This window comes from Halomonas sp. HK25, assembly GCF_047795635.1.
GTDB lineage: Bacteria > Pseudomonadota > Gammaproteobacteria > Pseudomonadales > Halomonadaceae > Halomonas.
Genome location: NZ_CP181044.1, coordinates 4,228,735 through 4,248,258 on the forward strand (window position 1 = coordinate 4,228,735; position 19,524 = coordinate 4,248,258).

Consider the following 19,524-nt stretch of genomic DNA (forward strand, 5'->3'; position numbering starts at 1 on the left):
CTGGCCGCACTTACTCTCCGAATCGGAAACCCGACGCCATGAGCGAACGCGCGCTGAAGATCGGTGTGGTGATGGATCCCATCGCCGACATCGCCTACAAGAAGGACACCACCCTGGCCATGCTGTGGGCGATTCAGGATCGCGGCTGGTCGCTCGCCTATATGGAGCAGGAGGACCTCTTCCTGCAGGATGGCCGCGCCTTCGCCCGGCAGTCCGAGCTCAGGGTGCACCGCGACCCGGCCCACTGGTACGACCTGGGCGCGCCTGAGCCTTGCCCCCTGGCCGAGCTCGACGTGATCCTGATGCGCAAGGACCCGCCGGTGGACGCCCACTTCCTCAACGCTGTGCACCTGCTGGGCTTCGCCGAGCGCGAGGGCGTGCTGGTGGTCAACCCGACCCGGGCACTGCTGGAGTGCAACGAGAAGCTCTTCGCCCAGCAGTTTCCCCAGTGCTGCACGCCGACGCTGGTCTCCTGCAGCGAGCCGGTGCTGCGCGCCTTCCACGCCGAGCACCAGGATGTGATCTTCAAGCCCCTGGATGGCATGGGCGGCAGCGGGATCTTCCACGTGCGTCCCGATGGCCGCAATCTCGGTGCCATCATCGAGACCCTCACCGAGCGCGGCCAGCGCCAGATCATGGCCCAGCGCTATATCCCCGAGATCACCGATGGCGATACCCGTATCCTGCTGGTGGACGGCGAGCCGGTGCCCTATGGTCTCGCCAGGGTGCCCATGGCCGGTGAGACCCGCGGCAACCTGGCCGCCGGCGGCACCGGGGTCAGCCGCGAGCTCACCGAGCGTGACCACTGGCTGATCGGCCAGGTGCAGCCGATGATACGCGAGAAGGGGCTGATGTTCGTCGGCCTCGACGTGATCGGTGACTACATCACCGAGATCAACGTGACGAGCCCCACCTGCGTGCGCGAGATTGATGACCAGTGCGGCACCGATATCGCCGGGCTGCTGCTGGACGCCATCGAGCGCCGGCTCGCCGGTCAGCGGGCAGCGGGCATCACCTGAGGGGCCGGGAGGCCGTCCATGACGCCCTACGTCAGCGATCCCATTCAATATGCGCCGGTCACCCGGCCCTACCGCCGCTGGCTGGCCTGGTCGCTGGCGCTGCTGCTGCACCTGGCGGTAATCGGCGTGGTGGCCAGCTGGCAGTTCGCCGCGCCCCCCGCCCCGCGCTCGAGCCTCGACGTGGTGCTGGTCACCCGCCCCGCCGAGGCCCCGGTGACGGCCGACGCCATCGCCGAGGCCGACCAGCAGGCCGCCGGTGAACAGCAGGAAGAAGCGCCGGCGGAGTCACGCGCGGCGCCCATGGAGGAGCTGCCACTGGTGCAGGAGAGCGTCAGCGATGTGGATCCGGCGACCCTGGCCGAGCCGGAACAGGCGCGTGTCGAACCCGAGGCGCGCCCCGACGAGCAGGCGCCGCCCGCCGCCGAGAGTGAGCAGGAGTTCGAGATGCCCCCCGAGCCCCGCGAGAGCGCGCCCCAGGCGGCGGATGCCGCCGCACCGCCCAGCGCCACGGCGCCCTCGGCGGCTGGCCGCGATCTGCTAGCCCAGGCCACCCGCAGCATTCGCGAGCAGGGCCTCAGCCCGGAGGCGGCCGGCCCCGCCGGCGAGGGCCCGCAGTTGGCCGCCCAGCGCGCCGCCGAAGCCCGCTATATCGACGACTGGACTCGCCGGGTGGAGGACTACGGCAACCGCGTGCATCCGGCGCCGCGCCACCTCCAGGGACAGCTGCGCATCCGCGTGGTGATCGGCCGGGACGGCGGGCTTCGCCAGGCGGAGGTGGTACAATCCTCGGGACATGCCGAACTCGACCAGGCCGCACTGGATACCGTGCGCGGGGCATCACCCTATCGCCCCTTCGACGCGGGCATGGGCAGCCTGGACAGCCTCTCCATCACTCGCGTCTGGCGGTTCGGCCAAGGCAATCACTACGGCGTGCGATAGGACCCGCCGGGGAGTCTCATGCAACATTTCGGTTTGAAAGACCACTTCCTGATGGCGATGCCGCACCTGGAAGACCCCAACTTCGCCGGTAGCCTCAGCTACCTCTGCGACCACGACGAGAAGGGCACCATGGGGGTGATCGTCAACCGGCCGCTGGAGCTGACCCTGGAGGCGCTCTTCGAGCAGCTCGAGCTCGGCGGCGAGGAGAGCCCCCACCGCAATGCGCCGGTCTACTACGGTGGGCCGGTCCACAAGGATCGCGGCTTCATCCTGCATCGCGGCGCCAGCACTCCCTGGGATTCCAGCATCCAGGTCACCGAGGAGCTGGCCTTGACCACCTCGATGGACATGCTCCAGGCGCTGGCTGCCGGCGAGGGCCCCGAGGACTTCCTGGTCTGCCTGGGCTGCGCCGGCTGGGAGGCCGGTCAGTTGGAGCAGGAGATCCTCGACAACGCCTGGCTCACCGTGGAGGGGCGCAGCGATATCCTCTTCGAGGTGCCGCCGGAGCAACGCCTGGGAGCGGCCGCCGGCATCCTCGGCGTCGACCTCAACCTGATGACCCGCGAGGCGGGGCATTCATGATGCCGGGGCGCGGCTGATGGCAGGGGGGTATTGATGGCCAGAACCGGCGAGCGGCTGGTGCTGGGCTTCGACTTCGGCACCCGGCGTATCGGCGTGGCGGTGGGCAACGAGCTGCTGGCCAGTGCCCGGGAGCTCGACCCCCTGCCGGCCCGCGACGGCATACCCGACTGGCAGCAGGTGGCCAGGCTGGTGGAGGAGTGGCAGCCGGATCTCTTCGTGGTGGGGCTGCCGCTGACCGCCGAGGGCGAGGAACAGCCGATGAGCACCCGCGCCCGCAAGTTCGGCCAGCGCCTGTTCGGGCGCTTCGGCGTGCCCTGCGAGATGGTCGACGAGCGTGGCTCCACCGGCGAGGCCAAGGTGATCGCCCGGGAACTCGGGCATCGCGGCAACTACCGGGAGGAGAGCGTCGACGGCATCAGCGCGGTGCTGATTGTCGAACGCTGGTTCGCCGCCCGGGAGGGGCTGCCCGGCCGCTGAACGGCGGCCTCAGGCCGGGTCGGTGCGGTTGAAGTCCTCGACCGAGAGGTCGGTGAACTTCTCCAGGAAGAACACCAGGGTGGCCGGGTGGTGGAAGCGCTCCTCGAAGGTCTCCTGCTGCCCGTCGCGGCGGCGCGTCACGCTGGCGCGATACTCGCTGCCCGACTTCACTACCTGCGCGGTGTCCTCCCGGCCGTCTTCGCGTTTCTGCGCCGCTAGCCGCGGCTGCCCCTCCAGCAGTGTTTCCAGCCGTCGGCCGGCCTCGAGCTCCTCGGGCGTGGCCCAGTGTGCCTGGTCGCGGTCACCGTAACGGTAGAGAAGCACCGCCAGCAGCGCCGCGAAGACGGCGCTGGTCAGCATCCAGGTAAGCGTGATGCCGTCCAGGGAGATCGACAGCAGCACAACGAGCTGTACCACCGCCCCCACGGCGAGCACACCGGCCAGCGGCCGCCACATCCGCGGCCCCATGAAGCCACGCCCCAGGAAGTATCCCCACAGCCCTACCACCCCCATCCCACCCACCACCAAGTGCACCAGGGCGATGGCAGTGCCGCCGCCAGCCAACAGGGCGATCACCCCGATCAGCAGCAGCAAGGTATAGAACACCGCCAGTAGGCGGTAGGCGCGTTGCAGGCTCATGGGTCTCTCCTCCGGGGCTGATGTTAGACATCTAGCATAGGCGAAGCGCGCCGAAGCGCCTCCCCTCAGAGCTCGCGGTCGTCAACGCCCAGGCGGGTCGGCACGAACCAGCGCACCGGGCGCAGGTCCTGTTCAATCAGTTTGTCCACCTCGAGCAGGGTGGCGAAGATCGCCATGCGCACGGGAATGCCGTTGTCGGTCTGGCGGAAGATCGCCAGGCGCGGGTCGCCGTTGAGATCCACGTCCAGGTCGTTGGCATCCGGGCGGCTGTCCCGGGGTAGCGGGTGCATGACGAGGGTATCGTGGCTGCAGCGCTGGTCCAGGAAGGCGCGGTCCACGGTGAAGTCCCGCGACAGGCTGAAGCCTTCGCTCATCTCGGCGGTGAAGCGCTCCTTCTGGATGCGGGTGGTGTAGACCACGTCCACGTCGCCGAAGTCGCTGGCCAGGCTGTCGCGCTGCTCCACGCGGTGGCCGCGGGAGGTCACCAGGTCGATCAGATGGCTCGGCATCTCCAGCCCCGGCGGGGCCACCAGGGTGATGCGTAGCGGTTCGTAGAGCGAGAGCAGCTTGATCAGCGAGTGCACCGTGCGGCCGAACTTCAGATCGCCGGTCATCAGCACATGAGCGCCGGAAAGCCGCTTGCCCAGTCGAGTGAACTCCTTGTCGATGGTATAGAAATCGAGCAGCGCCTGGCTGGGGTGCTCCCCGGGGCCGTCGCCACCGTTGATCACCGGCACGTGGGTGGCTGCGGCGAACTCCGCCACCGAGCCCAGCTCGGGATGGCGCATCACGATGGCGTCGCAGTAGCCGCTCATCACCCGGCTGGTGTCATAGAGCGACTCGCCCTTGGCCATGGAGGAGAAGGTGAAGCCGGTGGTGTCGCAGACGCTGCCTCCCAGGCGGCAGAAGGCGGCGTTGAAGCTGACCCGTGTTCGGGTGCTGGCCTCGAAGAAGAGGTTGCCGAGGACGGCCCCCTCCAGCACCCGGGTGACCTGGCGCCGCTGGGCGATGGGCTCCATGCGGGCGGCGACCCGCAGCAGGTGATCGACATGGTCACGGTTCAGGGAATCGACGGAGAGCAGGTGGGAACTCATCGGACGGCCTCGGCTGGCGGGAGGGTGGACGGCCGCTAGTGTACTCCGCCGTGGCGCCGGCTTCACGGGGCCTGGCTGACCCTGGGCCCCCAGAGTTAGCCAGGCGGCTTCCGCCTCGCCGAGGAGCCGGGGATGACCGCGGACGTCATGGTCGACCATGGTGCTATTTGGTTTCGTTTGAAACTATTTTGACCTCGGTCAAGGCAGCGAGGCTCCCGCGGGTCGATACTGAGGCCAGACACAGGACTCAGAATCACCTGACGGGAGAATCACCATGGCCACTGCACAGACCAATCGCTCTACTACCTGGTGGGAACGCCTGACCGATCGCTGCTATGCCGCCTCCACGCCTCAGCTGGTACGCGACGTCCAGCACGAGGCGGGCAGCACCTACCAGACGCTGCTGACCGACCTCGAGCGTCCCCTGGAGCAAGGCTTCGAGCGCGAGATGGCCCGGCAGCTGGCGGCGGGCCAACCGGCCACCTTCGTGCCGGCGAAGACCCTGATGCCGGTGATGATGCAGCGCTTCGGCCTGCAGGACGCGGAGTTGGCCGTCCAGCCGGGCTACGGCGCCCTGCGCGACACCTGCAACGCCTGCCCCGTGGTGGGCCACTGCTGGCAGGCGATGCGCGCCGGCGCCGAGGTGGACGAGTGCCGCGGCTTCTGCCCCAACGCCGAGGCGTTCGAGCGCCGGGCCCAGGGCTGACCCGCCATCGGCGCCCTGCCTTGGGTGTCGAAGACTGTTCGATGACAGCGGGCTCTCGACCGGATCGGTCGAGGGCCCGTTCGTCTTTCGTGCATCGATGCGTCCCTCGGGCGGCTTACCCTAACCTCATTACCAGACGCCGAACAGGTAGCCGCGCTTGTGGGCCGAGCCGGTCTGCTCGGTGACCCGGCGATTGCTGACCGTGATGCGTCGGCGGCGCTCCAGCGCCCAGCCCTGCAGGGCCTGCTCGAGGCGCTCGAGGGTATCGGTGTGATGAGCATCGCCAGCCACGTCGGTCAGCTCCTGTGGGTCGGTGGCAAGGTCAAACAGCTGGGGGCGATGGTGCTGATAGTGCACATATTTCCAGCGGCCATCCGTCACCATGAAGGCACGTGCCTCGTCGGTGGGAAGGTCCAGGGCGACTCGGGCCGGGCGCCAGGCGTAGTCGGCCTCGCTGAAGGCATACTGACGCCACGCCTCGACCCGGCTGCCTGTCACCAGCGGCAACAGCGAGCGTCCCTCCAGCACATGATCCAGGGCCAGGCTGTCGCCGCCGGCGGTATCGACGAAGGTGGGCACCAGGTCGATGGCCTCCACCAGGCGCTCCGAGACGCTGCCCCGCGTGCTGTCGGCCTCGTGGCGCGGGTCGACCACGATCATCGGAATGCGCACGCTCGGCTCGTGGAACATCTCCTTCTCGCCCAGCCAGTGGTCGCCCAGGTAGTCACCATGGTCCGAGGTCAACACAATCAGGGTGTTGTCCAGCTGGCCTTGTGCCTCTAGGAAGGCGACCAGCCGACCGATATGGTCATCCAGCTGGGTGACCAGTCCCATGTAGGTGGGAATCACTCGCTCACGCACCTCGTCGCGCGAAAACTCCCGGGACTCGGGATGCTGCATAAAGGCGCCCAGTACCGGGTGAGGTGACTCTCGTTCCAGGTCGCTGCGGGCCGCAGGGAGGATATCGTCCGGGCCATACATGGCGTGGTAGGGGGCCGGCGCCAGATAGGGCCAGTGGGGCTTGATATAGCTGAGGTGAAGGCACCAGGGGCTGTCGCCGGCCTCGCTGATGAAGTCCATGGCGCGGTTGGTGGTGTAGGCGGTCTCGGAGTGCTCTTCCCGAACTCGGGCCGGCAGATGGGCATTGCGCATGTACCAGCCGCTCAGCACCTCGCCGTTCTCGTCTTCCGCCGAGTTAGCGGCGCTGTGCCAGGGGTTGTCACCTTCGTACCCCTGCTCGCGCAGGTAGCGGTTGTAGGGCAGGTCCGGGTCGGCGGACTGGTCGGGATGCAGGCCGTCGTCGCGCTCGAAGGGTTCGAAGCCGCACTGGCTGACCAGCACCCCTCGAGAGGTGTCGGGATCCAGCCCCAGGCGCTGCATGCCGTCTACGTCGCGGCGCATATGGGTCTTGCCTACCAGGGCAACACGGTAACCTTCGGGGCGCAGATGGTCGCCCAGGGTGCGCTCGTCGACGCGCAGCGGCACGTTATTGTAGCTAGCACCATGACTGATGGCGTAGCGACCGGTGTAGAACGACATCCGCGAGGGGCCACACACCGGCGCCTGGCAATAGGCACGTGTGAAGTTGACGCCACGCCTGGCCAGGGCATCGATGTGGGGCGTGCTGAGGGTGGGGTGGCCTTTGCAGCCGAGGTAATCGGCGCGCAGCTGGTCGGCCATGATGAACAGGATATTGGGCTTGTTGTTGCGCATGGGGTCACCACTGAATCGTCTACGAGAGCGGGGCAGGGCCCGAACGTCTTGCGGTGAGACTTTCATTGACAGGGCAAGCGAGGCAATCGACTATTTCACTCCGTAAAAATGGAACCGGTCATGACCAAGCAGATTCGTGCCCTGGCCCGTGGCCTGGCCGTCGTCAACGCCATCGACAGTGCCAGCGGGCCTGTCAGCCTGGGTGAGCTTTACCACGCCACCGGTATCGATCGTGCCACCATCCTGCGCATCCTGGCGACCCTGGAGCAGGCGGGTTGGGTCTACCGTGGCATGGGCGACAAGCGCTACCGCCTGACCTATCGCCTGCACGATCTGGGCGAGCATGTCAGCGTCCATGATGCCGTTGCCCAGGTGGCGGCTCCCTTCCTCGAGCAGCTGCAGGAAGAGCTGGTCTGGCCCTCGGATATCGCCATCTATGACGGCCAGGGCATGGCCATCATCGAGACCTCGCGACGGCGCACGGCCATCGTCCTCAACCGGGAGGTGGTCGGCTATCGCCCCAGCATGCTGAAGTCCGCCATGGGGCGCGCCTACCTGGGATTCTGCGACGAACGACGGCTTGGCGCGATTCTTGACCGGCTCAAGCAGCAGGAAGGGGAGGAGGGCCGCCTGGCCAGCGATGGCGGCTATATCCGTCGGCTGCGCGAGCGCGTCCAGCAGCGGGGGTATGCACAGCGGGATCCGAGTGTCTTTCCGCTTCCTTCCGCCAGCGAGGAGGAGTTCGATGCCATTGCGGTTCCCGTGGTCGTGATGGGTGATGTCCAGGCCTGTCTCAGCCTGGTGTGGATCAAGTCGGCCCATGCCGGTGAGGAGGGGGTCGAGGCTCGCTTTGCCTCCAGGCTAAGGGAGAGCGCGGAGGCGCTTGCCACCGCTTTCCGGGATCACCAGCTCTACTGAGACTCTCCCCTCGGTGGCAAGTCACCAATCTGGTGCGACTTTGGTCGCGACTCGCTGGCATGTCATCCATTTTCTTTCACAAGGTAAAAAAAGCCTATGGGCGAGCGGGGCCGCTCCCCCTAGAGTCAGCGGGACAACAATGCGTCCAGCCCGATGACTGGACGAAGGAGCTACCCCGATGACACACACAGCACCCCCGCCCTGGCTGTTCCTGGCGGCAAGCCGGTTTCGCCAGGCCCTGTTTCTTCTCTTCGCCGTGACCCTGGTAGCCGGTGCCCTCTACACCGCTCGCTTCGGCATCTACAACGAGACGCTGGTGCGCGTTGGCGGGCTGGGGGTCGGCATCCTGCTGCTGCTGACCCGTCCCAGCACCACTCGCCATCTGGCGCGGCTACTGCTGGACCTGACGCTCACTGCGATCTTTGTGGCCGCGATGGTGCGCTACGCCATGATCGCCAACATGCTGGAGTTCGGTCTCTACTTCCTGGTGCCCATCGACGTGGTGCTGGGCGTCGGTGCCCTGGTCGTGGTGCTGGAGATGGCGCGCCGCGCCGTGGGCCTGCCGCTGGTACTGGTCTGCCTGGTGGCCATCGGCTATGCCCTGTTCGGTGAGCATCTGGGTGGCATGCTCAGCCACTCCGGGGTGGACATGGACAGCCTGATGCTGACCCTCTGGTACAGCTTCGACGGGGTCTTCGGCCGCCCCCTGGCCGTGGTGGTAGGCACCATCATCGTCTTCATCATCTTCGGCACCCTGCTCGAGGCGCTGGGGGCCGGCGACGTGCTGCTCAAGTTGGCCATGCGCGGGCTCGGCTGGCTGCGCGGTGGGGCCGCCCATGCCGCGGTACTGGCCAGCGCGCTGTTCGGTTCGGTATCCGGCAGCGCGGTGGCCAACGTGGTGGGCACCGGGGTGGTGACCATTCCGATGATCAAGCGCACCGGCTTTTCGGGGCGTTTCGCCGGCGCCGTGGAAGCCTCTGCCTCCAGCGGCGGGCAGATCATGCCGCCGATCATGGGGGCCGTGGCCTTCATCATGGCCGACCTCACCGGCATCCCCTATCTCTACATCTGCCTGGCGGCGCTGATTCCGGCCCTGCTCTATTACGGCAGCCTGTTCGCCTGTATCTCCGTAGAGGCCAAGCGGCTGAATATCGAGCGTCCTGATCGCTCGCTGCTGCCGCGGATGACGGGGCGCGACTGGCTGATGCTGAGCACCTTCGTGGTGCCGCTGGTGCTGATCATCGGCATGCTGATGCTCGGTAGCTCACCGGCCCGCGCCGGCTTCATGGCCATCGCCGTAGCGCTGGTGTTGGGGCTGTTGCTCAATCGTGAGGCGCGCTCGCTGCGTGCGCTACAGGTCGCGGTGACCGGCGCGGCATCGGCCAGTGCCAAGATCCTGGTGGCCGTGGCCGCGGTGGGAATCGTCGTCGGGGTCATGAACCTGACCGGGCTGGGCCTGCGCTTTGCCTCAGCGGCTCAGGCGCTCTCCGATGGCTCTCTGCTGATGTCACTGATCGTCATGGCCATGGCCTGCCTGATGCTGGGCATGGGCATGCCGACCGTGCCGGCCTACCTGATCATCATCCTGGTGATGGGGCCCGCCGTGGAGGCCCTGGGGGTGCCGACCATCGCCGCCCACATGTTCGTGGTCTACTTCGCGGTGATGTCGGCGATCACCCCGCCGGTGGCCCTGGCCGGCTATGCCGCTGCGTCCATCGCCGACGCCAACCCCATAGGCATCAGCGTCACCGCGGTGCGTCTGGCCCTGATGGGCTTCCTGGTGCCTTTCGCCTTCGTCTACAGCCCGTCGCTGCTGCTGATTACCGACTTCGCCCTGGGCGAGTTCGTCTGGGCCCTGCTGCGGCTCGGTGCTGCCATCTGGATGCTGGCGCTCTTTGCCGGTCGCGGCCACCTCTGGGCCATCGCCGGCATGGTGGGTGCCATCCTGCTGGTGCTGCCCGGCCTCTACCTCCAGATCGGGGTGCTGGCGCTCGCCGTGCTGGCCGAAGTGGCCTATCGGCTGCGCAAGCACGGGCTTCCCAGAAAACTGACCTCACTTTCACTTTGAACCTGCTGGGGCATCCCTCGGGTTGCCCCGCCTTATCGACCGGAGAACAATAATGCGCCATCACATCAATTCCGATCTCAAGCTCACCCTATGCGCCGGCCTGTTTGGTAGCGCTCTGCTGGCCAGCGGTGCCTCGCTCGCAGCCGAGAACCTGCGCATGTCTACGCTGGGCCCCGGGACCTCGCCCTACATCGTCATGAACACTTTCGCCACCATCGTCAATGACCAGGTCGAGGACTACAGCATCCAGGTCAATGCCACCGGTGCCGCCACTCGCCATGCCGTGGAGACGGCCCAGGGGCGCTCACACTTCTTCATGTCCTCGCCCAACCTCTACCACATGATGGCGACCGAGACGGGACCCTACAGCGAAGTGCGCGGCGTCGGGGCCCTGGCGGAGAATCTGCGCACCGTCTTCAACTTCCCCATGGGCTTCTACCATGTCGTGACCTTCGCGGACTCCGGCATCGAGAGCTTCGACGACCTCCAGGGCAAGAAGGTCTTCCTCGGGCCACCGGGAGGTGCCGCCTACCAGACCACGCGGCTCTTTATCGAGGGCATGACGGGGTTGCAGCATAACGAGGACTACGATGTCGTGGCCCTGGGCTGGGACGCCGCCGCACAGAGCTTCCAGGATGGCCATATCGACGTCTACTTCAACCCTACCTTGCCGCCCAGTCCGGCCATCTCCCAGATCACCCTGACCAACAAGATCCGCCTGCTGGGGATTCCCGACGACAAGCTCGATGACCCCGCCATGCAGCCGGTGCTGGAGCGGCCGGGCTTTCGCCTCGGCGAAATCCCCGCCGGCGTCTACGGCGACAATCAGGTGACCGAGGGCGATATCCGCACCGTCGGCGTGACCGTGGGCCTGGTGATCCACAAGGATGTCGCCGAAGAGGCGATCTATGACATGACCAAGGCCTTCTGGGAGGGGCTTGAGGCGCGGGCGGGGCAGCTTCCACTGCTCAGCAACATCACCCTCGAGGATGTCTTCGTCGACATCAATACCCCGCTGCACCCCGGCGCCGAGCGCTACTACCGCGAGATCGGCATGGAGATCCCCGAGGAGGCACTGGCCGGGCGCGATTGAGCCGAGCTGTCTTCTTCAACTCACTCTCCTTCAGCTCGCTGCCCCCTGCCTCGCTAGGGGGCAGCGCTTTTGGGTTGTTGCAAACAACGGGCTATCCCCGTCGGCATAGCCCGACCAGCCCCGCCTTGGAGCGCACGCCCAGCTTGGCGTAGGCGCGCTTGCGGTAGGTCTCGGCGGTGGAGAGGGCGACATCGAGCTCGGCGGCGGCGGTCTTGAGGGTGTGGCCGCGCAGCAGATGCAGGCAGAGCTGGCGCTCGCGCGCGGAGAGTGGGGCCAGCGCCGTGGCCTCCTCGTCGCTGGCGGGCAGGGAGGACGAGCCGGCCTGGCGATAGTGGCGGCGAATCAGGCTGGCCAGCAGCGGCATCAGGTCCCGGAGGTGCTCCAACTCGTCGGGACGAAAGCGCCCCCGGCCGATGTCGCGGTAGAGGTTGAGGTAGTAAACGCTGGCGCCGGCGGGGATCACCAGCGAGACCTTGTCGGCCAGGTCGGGGAAGGCGAACAGATGGCTGCGGTAGGCAGGCGACATGGTCTCGGTCTGCATGGGCATCAGATCGCCATCGGCCTCGTCGTTACCCTCCTCCAGCAGATGGCGCAGCCGGGGATAGTTGGGGTCCTGGCGGAACAGCCCGCCGGCATAGAGGCCGGCGAGGCGTCCAGCGACCTTGGGGTAGCGCGAGTTGTCCACCAGTCGGGTCTCCATCCTGTCGCCGCCGGTATAGGCGAACAGGATGCACTGCTCGATGCCCACCCCCCCGTGCAGCAGGGCAATCAGGTCGTCCTCGAACCGTGCACTGCCCAGATGCGTCACGCACTCGGCCACGGCCGCCAGCAGTGCCGGCCAGTTTGGGGTGAAACCTGTTGAGGACGTTGTCGCCAGGGTCGCCACCTTCGTCGTAGGGAGTGGGGTTTCTGTCCCCTCTTTGACGGGACAGGTGGCGGCTCGGCCCGGGGATACTCTGCCACCACGTCAGACAACCATCTCGTCAGACAGCTATCTCGTCAGACAACAACGCCGAACCCTGACAGGAGAGAGGCCATGCGACCCGCCGGACGCTCAGAAACCGATTCGCTCTACTTCGATTATCCGCATTTCCCCTTCGTTCGTCCTCCCGAGTTGGAGGGTCGGGCGGTTCGCCACCGGGTGGCCATCGTCGGTGCAGGACCGGTCGGCGTGACTGCCGCTCTGGAGCTGGCCCGTCACGGCATCGCCTCGGTGGTGCTGGATGACAAGGCCACCGTCAACGACGGCTCCCGCGCCATCTGCATCTCGCGCCACAGCCTGGAGATCCTCCAGCAGCTCGGCGTCGATGCGCCCTTCCGGGAGAAGGGGCTGGGCTGGACCCAGGGCCGTACCTATTTCCGCGACCGGGAGATCTACCGCTTCCGGATGCCGCACTCTGACCAGGAGCGCTACTACCCGATGGTTAACCTGCAGCAGCAGTACATCGAGCAGTTCCTGATCGACAAGGCCGAGGCGAGCGAGCTGATCGAGATGCGCTGGCAGAGCGCGGTCACCGGGGTGAGCCAGGACGCCGACGGCGTGACCCTGCAGGTGACCACTCCCGAGGGTGACTATGCGCTTGACTGTGACTATCTGCTGGCGGCCGACGGCGGGCGCAGCCGCATCCGCGAGTCGCTGGGACTCTCCCTGCACGGCCAGGCCTACGAAGGCCGCTACGTGATCGCCGATGTGCGTCTCAAGTCGGCTTTTCCCACCGAGCGCCGCGCCTTCTTCCACTCGAAGGCGCTGCCCGATGCCACTATCCTGGTGCATAAGCAGCCCGACGACATCTGGCGCATCGACTACCAGCTCGGTCCCGACGAGGACCCGGAGCAGGCGGTGGAAGAGGCCAGCATCCGTGAGAAGGTCGAACTGATCGTGCGTGAGGTGATGCACGAGGGCGAAGACTGGGAGCTGGAGTGGTGGAGCCTCTACAAGGCCTACACCCTGGCGCTGGATGACTATCGCCATGGCCGAGTGCTGTTTATCGGCGACAGCGCCCACCTGGTGCCGATCTTCGGTGTGCGCGGCCTCAACAACGGCCTGGCGGATGCCGCCAACGCCGGCTGGAAGCTCGCCTGCGTGCTCCAGGGGCAGGCGCCGGACCGGCTGCTCGACAGCTACAGCCCGGAGCGGCGCGGTGCGACCCTGGATGTCTTCGCCAACGCCGGCAAGAGCACCCGCTTCATGACCCCGCCGACCCGCGGCTACCGAGTGATGCGCAACGCCGCCCTGGCGCTGGCCTTCCATAATGACTACGCCAGCGGCTTCGCCAACCCGCGCCAGGTTACCCCCTACACCTACGCCGAGAGCCCGCTGACCCTGGCCGACGATCCGGCCTTCAAGGCCGGCCCAGTGCCCGGGGCGCCGCTGATCAACCGCCGCCTGGGCGATGACGACTTCCTGCTCGACCACCTGGGGGCGGGCTTCAACCTGCTGCATTTCAGCGAGGACGGCCGCGTCGAGCCGGCCTTGCAGCAGAACATCGACTCACTGCTGGCCCGGGGACTCGACCTCACCCTGCTGCGGGTGGCGCGCTCGCCGGGTGACGAGCAGACCCTGGTCGATGTGGATGGCAGTTTGTTCGCCGGCTATGGCGCCGAACCCGGCAGCGCCTACCTGGCGCGCCCCGACCGCCACCTGGCGGCCCGCTGGAAGCGCCTCGACCCCGCCGCCCTCGAGGCTGCCCTCAAGTCCACCCTGGGAGGAGACTGATCATGACTGCACCGACGCTGCCCTTTGACGATCTTGAACAGGTCTACGAGCACCTGGCAACGACTCTGGATGAGCTGCCGGAGGCCGAGGAGAGCCACTTCCTGGCCCAGCTGGCACTGGCACTGGCCCATCGTATTCCGGATGCCGACCAAGTGATGGCCGCCATCGACGAGGCCCGGCAGGGGGCGACCCTCGACTAGGCCTATCGGACCTCGGACGACACTTCTCTACCCGGCGCCTCGGCGCCGGGTTTTGTTTGCCAGCCCTTCAGCCGCCGGGCGAACGCGATGCCCAGCACCAGCAGCCAGGCGCCGGCCAGGGCCAGCGGCAGGATCACGCGTGAATTCGGGGTGGGCATGTCGTGTCCGGGGTCAGGGCATGGGGATGGCGGTCTCGTCCTTGATCGCACGCAGCACGAAGTTGGAGTGGACCTGGGAGATGCCCGGCAGGGTGAAGAGCTTCTCGTTGAGGAAGCGGTCGTAGGCGGCCATGTCTTCGATCACCACGCGCAGCACGAAGTCGGCGTTGCCGGTGGTGGCGTAACACTGCAGCACCTCCGGGTACTGGGTGACCCGGGCCTCGAAGTCGGAGGTGCTGTCGATGCTGTGGCGGCGCAGGGTAATCATCACCAGGGCGCAGAGCGGCTGGCCGACCCGGGCCGGATCCACCAGGGCGGCGAAGCGCTTGATCACGCCGCTGGCCTCCAGCGCCTTGACCCGACGCCAGCAGGCCGCGGGGGAGAGGCCGATCTGCTCGGCGAGCTCCTGATTGGTGATACGGCCCTGCCGCTGGAGCACCTTCAGGATTTGGCGGTCGTGGCCATCGAGCTGGTCGTCTTGCATGAGGTATTTCACGTCTTGTCGTTGTATGAAATATTATTCCCTTTCTAAATAGAAAATGAAAATATGTTTCGTTAAAATGCCATTAACCGGTTGATTTAGCAACCACCTTTATCGCCCTCGGGGCTAGACTTCAAGACATACAACGATAACGAACCCCCGACCGAGGTGGCGACCATGAACACTCACACCCCCGCTGTCGTCGCAGGCAATGCCCGCGACGACGCTCTCGACGACTATACGCTGGCCGACCGCTATGCCCGCGATACCGGGCGCATCTTCCTGACCGGCACCCAGGCGCTGGTGCGTATCGCCCTGCGCCAGGCTGAGCTCGATCGCCGCCAGGGGCGGCACACCGCGGGACTGATCAGCGGCTATCGCGGCTCGCCCCTGGGCGGCGTCGACCAGGCCCTGTGGCAGGCCAAGGAGCAACTGGCGCAGGCCAACATCGAGTTCGTGCCGGCCATTAACGAGGACCTGGCGGCTACCATGCTGATGGGCTGCCAGCAGGTGGAGACCGACCCGGATCGTCGGGTCGAGGGCGTCTTCGGCCTCTGGTATGGCAAGGGGCCGGGCGTGGATCGCGCCGGCGATGCCCTCAAACACGGCAACGCCTACGGCAGCTCCCCCAACGGTGGCGTGCTGGTGGTGGCCGGCGATGATCACGGCTGCGTCTCTTCCTCCATGCCCCATCAATCCGACGTGGCCTTCATGGCCTGGTTCATGCCGGTCGTGAACCCTGCTTCACTGGCGGAATATGAGGCGTTCGGCCTGTGGGGCTATGCGCTGTCGCGCTTCTCCGGCTGCTGGGTGGGCTTCAAGGCGGTCTCCGAGACCGTCGAGAGCGGTGCCTCCGTCGAGGCCACGCCGCTGCCCGAGTTCGCGCCGCCGGACTTCACGCCACCGATGGATGGCCTGCACTACCGCTGGCCGGACCTGCCTGGCCCCCAGCTGGAGACCCGCATCGAGCACAAGCTGGCGGCCGTCCAGGCCTTCGCCACCGCCAACCCCATCGACCGGCGGCTCTTCGCTAACGAGGCGGCGCGCTTCGGCATCGTCACCACCGGCAAGGGCCATCTGGACCTGATGGAGGCGCTACGCCTGCTGGAGCTGGGCGAGCGGGAGATGCGCGAACTGGGCGTTGAGCTCTACAAGGTGGGCATGGTCTGGCCGCTGCACCGTCGCGGCATCCTCGAGTTCGTGCACGCCAAGCAGGAGGTGTTGGTCATCGAGGAGAAGCGCGGGATCATCGAGAGCCAGATCAAGGAGTACATGTCCGAGCCCGATCATCCCGGCGAGGTATTGGTCACCGGCAAGCAGGACGAAGCAGGGCGCCCGTTGATTCCCTATGTGGGCGAGCTGAGTCCGCGGCTGCTGGCTGGCTACTTAACCGAGCGCCTGAAGCGCCTCTTCGGCATCGACCTGAGCGCGCGCCTCGCCAAGCTGGACCGCTGCCGCGCCGAGGCACGCGAGCTGCGCGGCGTGCGCCGCCTGCCCTACTTCTGCTCCGGATGCCCCCACAACAGCTCGACCAAGGTGCCCGAGGGCAGCAAGGCCCTGGCCGGCATTGGTTGCCATGTCATGGCCTCCTGGATGGGGCGCAATACCGAATCGCTGATCCAGATGGGCGGTGAAGGGATCAACTGGGTGGGCAAGAGCCGCTTCACCGGCAACGGCCACGTGTTCCAGAACCTCGGCGAGGGCACCTGGTTCCACTCCGGCTCCATGGCGATCCGCCAGGCGGTGGCCGCCGGGGTCAATATCACCTACAAGGTGCTGTTCAACGACGCCGTGGCCATGACCGGTGGCCAGCCGGTGGACGGCCAGATCAGCGTGCCGATGATCGCCCAGCACGCCGCCGCCGAGGGAGTGAAGCGCATCGCGGTGGTCAGCGATGAACCCGCGAAGTACCGCGGCCACGAGGGCCAGTTCCCCAAGGGCGTGACCTTCCACCACCGCGACGAGATGGACGCCCTGCAGCGCGAGCTGCGCGAGATCCCCGGCTGCAGCGTGCTGATCTACGACCAGGTGTGCGCCGCCGAGAAGCGCCGCCGCCGCAAGCGCGGCCTGATGGCGGACCCGGCCAGGCGCGTCTTTATCAACCACCACGTCTGCGAGGGCTGCGGCGACTGCTCGGTGCAGTCCAACTGCCTCTCGGTGGTGCCCCGTGAAACGGAGCTGGGACGCAAGCGCAAGATCGACCAGTCCTCCTGCAACAAGGACTACTCCTGCGTCAATGGTTTCTGCCCCAGCTTCGTCACCGTGGAGGGCGGCGAGCTGCGCAAGGGCCAGGGCGTGGCCGTGGATGAGGCCTTCTGGCGCAAGGTGGAAGCGCTGCCGCTGCCCCAGGCGCCCATGCTCACCCAGCCCTATGACCTACTGGTGGGCGGCGTCGGCGGCACCGGCGTGGTCACGGTGGGGCAGCTGATCACCATGGCCGCCCACCTGGAGGGGCGTGGCACCAGCGTGCTCGATTTCATGGGCTTCGCCCAGAAAGGCGGTACCGTGCTCAGCTATGTGCGCCTGGCACCCGCGCCTGCGGACCTTCACCAGGTGCGTATCGAGGCGGGCCAGGCCGACGCCGTGATCGCCTGCGACATGGTGGTGGCCAGCTCGAAGAAGGCCCTGGACGTGCTCCAGGCCGGTACCACCCGGGTGGTGGCCAACCTGGCCGAGCTGGCCACCGCCGACCATGTGCTCTATCGCGATGCCGACATGCAGGCGGACCAGCGCCTGGCCCTGCTGCGCGATGCCGTGGGCGAGGCCAACTTCGCGACCCTGGACGCCAACCGCCTGGCCGAGCAGCTGCTGGGAGACACCGTCTTCTCCAACGTCATGATGCTCGGTTTCGCCTGGCAGCGGGGCCTGCTGCCGGTGAGCGAGGCGGCGCTCAAGCGTGCCATCGAGCTCAATGGCGTGGCCATCGACAAGAACCTGCGGGCCTTCGCCTGGGGTCGGTTGGCGGCGGTGGAGCCGGCTTACCTGCAGCGTCGCCTGGACGAGTCGCCAGTGGCCGCCGATGCCGGCCTCGACGAGGTGATCGACCGACACCGCCGGTGGCTCACGCGCTACCAGAACCCCGCCTATGCCGAGCGCTATGGGCAGAAGGTGGCCAGGGTGCGCGACGCCGAGGCGCGCCTCGGCGCCGGCGAGGCCCTGACCCAGGCGGTGGCCACCCAGCTCTACCGGCTGATGGCCTGCAAGGACGAGTACGAGGTGGCGCGCCTCTATACCGAGAGCGACTTCCTCGCGGAGCTCGACGCCACCTTCGCCGGTGACTACCGGCTCACCTTCCACCTGGCGCCGCCGCTGCTCGGCGGGCGCAAGGATGGCCGCGGCCGCCCGGTGAAGCGTCGCTTCGGGCCCTGGATGCTCAAGGCCATGAAGGGGCTGGCCCGGCTGCGGGGTCTGCGCGGCGGCCCCCTCGACCCCTTCCGCTTCGGCGCCGACCGTAAGCTGGATCGCCGGCTGCTGGCCGAGTACGAGGCGCTGCTCGATGAGCTCATCGAGCGCCTGGACGGTTCTACTCACGCCACCGCCCTGGCCTTGGCCAAGCTGCCCGAGGAGATTCGCGGTTACGGTCCGGTGCGCGAGGCAGCCGCCGAGCAGGCCGCCGAGCGCCGCGAGACATTGCTCGCCGAGCTGCGCCAGGGGCGTCCGGTAACCATCGCCGCCGAGGCGGCCTGAGGGCACCGGCGCAAGGAACGCAGAAGGCCACGCAATGCGTGGCCTTCTGCGTTGGCACCTGTCATTGAAGGCCGCTTGCGTGCGGCTGGACCATGCGCTCTCAGCCTTCCCCGGCCGGGCAGCGCTCGGCGGCGTCAACACGGCGATGTACCAGCAGCAGGTGGCTGGTCAGGGCCAGCAGGCCGGCCAGACCGATGCTCAGCGCCAAGGTGCGGGAGGTGCCGTCATGCAGCTGACCCACCAGGCCCCCCACCACGGCGGCGATGCCCATCTGCAGGAAGCCGAACAGCGAGGAGGCGGAGCCGGCGCACTGGGGGTTGGGGGCCAGGGCACCGGCCATGGTCTGGGGCATCAGGATGCCCACCCCCATCATGAAGACGATATGCGGCCCCACCACCGCCCAGGCCTGGTAGACGCCGGCCAGGGCCAGCAGCGCCAGGGCGATGGCCGCATAGAGGGCCAGCACCAGGAAGATCGCCTCCCAGCCGAAAACCAGCAGCAGGCCGGCGCCCATCACGGGTGCCAGGGCCGGGGCCAGGGCCATGATGCTGGCCAGGTGGGAGAGGATGCGTCCGGCCTCCAGGGGGCCATAGATATCGCGCACGGCGGCACGCCCCAATACCGGGCCGGCGGCACCGCCGAGCGCCTGCAGGAAACGCCCGGCCAGCAGCGACTCGATACTGGGGGCGAAGGCACACAGCAGGCTGGCCGCCAGGAAGAGGGCGAAGCCCCCTACCATGATCGGCTTGCGACCGAACCGGTCCGAGATCGGGCCGCACAGCAACTGGGCCAGGGCGAAGCCGGCCATATAGAGGCTCAGGGTCAGCTGCACCCGATCCGGTCCGGTGTCCAGCGCCTCGGCCATGGCCGGCATGGCCGGCAGGTACATGTCGGTGGCCAGGGGGCCCAGCGCGGTCAGTGCGGCCAGGGTCACCACCGTGGCGGGGGAGGTCAGCTTCAGCACCCATGACTCCTTGTGGTGGAAAGACGCGGTGAGGAACGCGAGGCGGGCGCCTCCCCGAAGGGAAAGGCGC

18 protein-coding genes are annotated in these 19,524 nt (G+C 67.3%); 11 read left to right on the forward strand and 7 right to left on the reverse strand.

Features of this window, described 5'->3' with window-relative positions:
- Positions 1 to 38 precede the first annotated feature (38 nt).
- The 4 genes from gshB to ruvX are packed head-to-tail and all read left to right on the forward strand — an operon-like array spanning position 39 to position 3,017.
- Positions 39 to 1,019 carry a glutathione synthase gene (gene gshB / locus ACM26W_RS19875; protein ID WP_416138681.1) on the forward strand — a complete coding sequence of 327 codons (981 nt, stop codon included), beginning with the start codon at positions 39 to 41 and terminating at the stop codon, positions 1,017 to 1,019.
- 18 nt (positions 1,020 to 1,037) lie between these two features.
- Positions 1,038 to 1,958 (forward strand): TonB family protein, encoded by a 921-nt coding sequence (locus ACM26W_RS19880; protein WP_416138682.1) that lies wholly within the window; start codon positions 1,038 to 1,040, stop codon positions 1,956 to 1,958.
- An 18-nt stretch (positions 1,959 to 1,976) separates the two neighbouring features.
- A complete protein-coding gene (locus ACM26W_RS19885) occupies positions 1,977 to 2,540 on the forward strand; it encodes a YqgE/AlgH family protein (RefSeq protein WP_416138683.1) in 564 nt (187 codons plus the stop codon).
- A 33-nt stretch (positions 2,541 to 2,573) separates the two neighbouring features.
- Positions 2,574 to 3,017 (forward strand): Holliday junction resolvase RuvX, encoded by a 444-nt coding sequence (gene ruvX / locus ACM26W_RS19890; RefSeq protein ID WP_416138684.1) that lies wholly within the window; start codon positions 2,574 to 2,576, stop codon positions 3,015 to 3,017.
- 9 nt (positions 3,018 to 3,026) lie between these two features.
- On the opposite strand, the gene ACM26W_RS19895 is transcribed toward ruvX, so the two are convergent.
- Positions 3,027 to 3,656 (reverse strand): hypothetical protein, encoded by a 630-nt coding sequence (locus ACM26W_RS19895; RefSeq protein ID WP_416138685.1) that lies wholly within the window; start codon positions 3,654 to 3,656, stop codon positions 3,027 to 3,029.
- A gap of 65 nt (positions 3,657 to 3,721) precedes the next feature.
- Entirely contained in the window at positions 3,722 to 4,750 is a 1,029-nt protein-coding gene (gene pyrB / locus ACM26W_RS19900; RefSeq protein ID WP_416138686.1) for an aspartate carbamoyltransferase, read from the reverse strand.
- Between the two features lie 274 nt (positions 4,751 to 5,024).
- Between pyrB and ACM26W_RS19905 the strand changes: the two genes are divergently transcribed.
- Positions 5,025 to 5,456, forward strand: a complete 432-nt coding sequence (locus tag ACM26W_RS19905; protein WP_416138687.1) for a hypothetical protein — start codon at positions 5,025 to 5,027, stop codon at positions 5,454 to 5,456.
- A gap of 129 nt (positions 5,457 to 5,585) precedes the next feature.
- Here ACM26W_RS19905 and ACM26W_RS19910 read toward each other — a convergent pair whose 3' ends face one another.
- Positions 5,586 to 7,169 (reverse strand): alkaline phosphatase family protein, encoded by a 1,584-nt coding sequence (locus ACM26W_RS19910; RefSeq protein ID WP_416138688.1) that lies wholly within the window; start codon positions 7,167 to 7,169, stop codon positions 5,586 to 5,588.
- A 120-nt stretch (positions 7,170 to 7,289) separates the two neighbouring features.
- On the opposite strand from ACM26W_RS19910, the gene ACM26W_RS19915 reads away from it, so the two are divergent.
- From ACM26W_RS19915 to ACM26W_RS19925, 3 genes are all read left to right on the forward strand, one after another.
- Positions 7,290 to 8,087, forward strand: a complete 798-nt coding sequence (locus ACM26W_RS19915; RefSeq protein ID WP_416138689.1) for a helix-turn-helix domain-containing protein — start codon at positions 7,290 to 7,292, stop codon at positions 8,085 to 8,087.
- A gap of 178 nt (positions 8,088 to 8,265) precedes the next feature.
- Entirely contained in the window at positions 8,266 to 10,155 is a 1,890-nt protein-coding gene (locus ACM26W_RS19920; protein ID WP_416138690.1) for a TRAP transporter permease, read from the forward strand.
- A gap of 52 nt (positions 10,156 to 10,207) precedes the next feature.
- Entirely contained in the window at positions 10,208 to 11,248 is a 1,041-nt protein-coding gene (locus ACM26W_RS19925; protein WP_416138691.1) for a TAXI family TRAP transporter solute-binding subunit, read from the forward strand.
- Between the two features lie 91 nt (positions 11,249 to 11,339).
- Here ACM26W_RS19925 and ACM26W_RS19930 read toward each other — a convergent pair whose 3' ends face one another.
- Positions 11,340 to 12,134 (reverse strand): response regulator transcription factor, encoded by a 795-nt coding sequence (locus ACM26W_RS19930; protein ID WP_416138692.1) that lies wholly within the window; start codon positions 12,132 to 12,134, stop codon positions 11,340 to 11,342.
- 150 nt (positions 12,135 to 12,284) lie between these two features.
- Between ACM26W_RS19930 and ACM26W_RS19935 the strand changes: the two genes are divergently transcribed.
- Positions 12,285 to 13,964 (forward strand): FAD-dependent monooxygenase, encoded by a 1,680-nt coding sequence (locus ACM26W_RS19935; RefSeq protein ID WP_416138693.1) that lies wholly within the window; start codon positions 12,285 to 12,287, stop codon positions 13,962 to 13,964.
- 2 nt (positions 13,965 to 13,966) lie between these two features.
- Positions 13,967 to 14,164: a hypothetical protein gene (locus ACM26W_RS19940; protein ID WP_416138694.1), complete on the forward strand. Its 198-nt coding sequence runs from the start codon at positions 13,967 to 13,969 to the stop codon at positions 14,162 to 14,164.
- A gap of 2 nt (positions 14,165 to 14,166) precedes the next feature.
- On the opposite strand, the gene ACM26W_RS19945 is transcribed toward ACM26W_RS19940, so the two are convergent.
- The gene (locus tag ACM26W_RS19945; RefSeq protein ID WP_416138695.1) at positions 14,167 to 14,322 is read right to left on the reverse strand and encodes a hypothetical protein; all 156 of its coding nucleotides are present in this window, start codon (positions 14,320 to 14,322) and stop codon (positions 14,167 to 14,169) included.
- Positions 14,323 to 14,335: 13 nt separating this feature from the next.
- Positions 14,336 to 14,806, reverse strand: a complete 471-nt coding sequence (locus ACM26W_RS19950; protein ID WP_416138696.1) for an Lrp/AsnC family transcriptional regulator — start codon at positions 14,804 to 14,806, stop codon at positions 14,336 to 14,338.
- A 174-nt stretch (positions 14,807 to 14,980) separates the two neighbouring features.
- On the opposite strand from ACM26W_RS19950, the gene ACM26W_RS19955 reads away from it, so the two are divergent.
- On the forward strand, positions 14,981 to 18,490 hold the full coding sequence (locus tag ACM26W_RS19955) for an indolepyruvate ferredoxin oxidoreductase family protein (protein ID WP_416138697.1): 3,510 nt from the start codon (positions 14,981 to 14,983) through the stop codon (positions 18,488 to 18,490).
- A 100-nt stretch (positions 18,491 to 18,590) separates the two neighbouring features.
- Here ACM26W_RS19955 and ACM26W_RS19960 read toward each other — a convergent pair whose 3' ends face one another.
- Positions 18,591 to 19,454: an MFS transporter gene (locus ACM26W_RS19960; protein WP_416138698.1), complete on the reverse strand. Its 864-nt coding sequence runs from the start codon at positions 19,452 to 19,454 to the stop codon at positions 18,591 to 18,593.
- Positions 19,455 to 19,524 lie beyond the last annotated feature (70 nt).

What these genes read in the sequence shown, in the direction of transcription:
- gshB (WP_416138681.1), top strand. Translation starts at nt 39, where the DNA reads ATGAGCGAACGCGCGCTGAAGATCGGTGTGGTGATGGATCCCATCGCC.
- ruvX (WP_416138684.1), top strand. Translation starts at nt 2,574, where the DNA reads ATGGCCAGAACCGGCGAGCGGCTGGTGCTGGGCTTCGACTTCGGCACC.
- ACM26W_RS19910 (WP_416138688.1), bottom strand. Translation starts at nt 7,169, where the DNA reads ATGCGCAACAACAAGCCCAATATCCTGTTCATCATGGCCGACCAGCTG.
- ACM26W_RS19905 (WP_416138687.1), top strand. Translation starts at nt 5,025, where the DNA reads ATGGCCACTGCACAGACCAATCGCTCTACTACCTGGTGGGAACGCCTG.
- ACM26W_RS19935 (WP_416138693.1), top strand. Translation starts at nt 12,285, where the DNA reads ATGCGACCCGCCGGACGCTCAGAAACCGATTCGCTCTACTTCGATTAT.
- ACM26W_RS19920 (WP_416138690.1), top strand. Translation starts at nt 8,266, where the DNA reads ATGACACACACAGCACCCCCGCCCTGGCTGTTCCTGGCGGCAAGCCGG.
- ACM26W_RS19955 (WP_416138697.1), top strand. Translation starts at nt 14,981, where the DNA reads ATGAACACTCACACCCCCGCTGTCGTCGCAGGCAATGCCCGCGACGAC.
- ACM26W_RS19885 (WP_416138683.1), top strand. Translation starts at nt 1,977, where the DNA reads ATGCAACATTTCGGTTTGAAAGACCACTTCCTGATGGCGATGCCGCAC.
- ACM26W_RS19950 (WP_416138696.1), bottom strand. Translation starts at nt 14,806, where the DNA reads ATGCAAGACGACCAGCTCGATGGCCACGACCGCCAAATCCTGAAGGTG.
- ACM26W_RS19895 (WP_416138685.1), bottom strand. Translation starts at nt 3,656, where the DNA reads ATGAGCCTGCAACGCGCCTACCGCCTACTGGCGGTGTTCTATACCTTG.
- pyrB (WP_416138686.1), bottom strand. Translation starts at nt 4,750, where the DNA reads ATGAGTTCCCACCTGCTCTCCGTCGATTCCCTGAACCGTGACCATGTC.
- ACM26W_RS19925 (WP_416138691.1), top strand. Translation starts at nt 10,208, where the DNA reads ATGCGCCATCACATCAATTCCGATCTCAAGCTCACCCTATGCGCCGGC.
- ACM26W_RS19940 (WP_416138694.1), top strand. Translation starts at nt 13,967, where the DNA reads ATGACTGCACCGACGCTGCCCTTTGACGATCTTGAACAGGTCTACGAG.
- ACM26W_RS19880 (WP_416138682.1), top strand. Translation starts at nt 1,038, where the DNA reads ATGACGCCCTACGTCAGCGATCCCATTCAATATGCGCCGGTCACCCGG.
- ACM26W_RS19915 (WP_416138689.1), top strand. Translation starts at nt 7,290, where the DNA reads ATGACCAAGCAGATTCGTGCCCTGGCCCGTGGCCTGGCCGTCGTCAAC.
- ACM26W_RS19945 (WP_416138695.1), bottom strand. Translation starts at nt 14,322, where the DNA reads ATGCCCACCCCGAATTCACGCGTGATCCTGCCGCTGGCCCTGGCCGGC.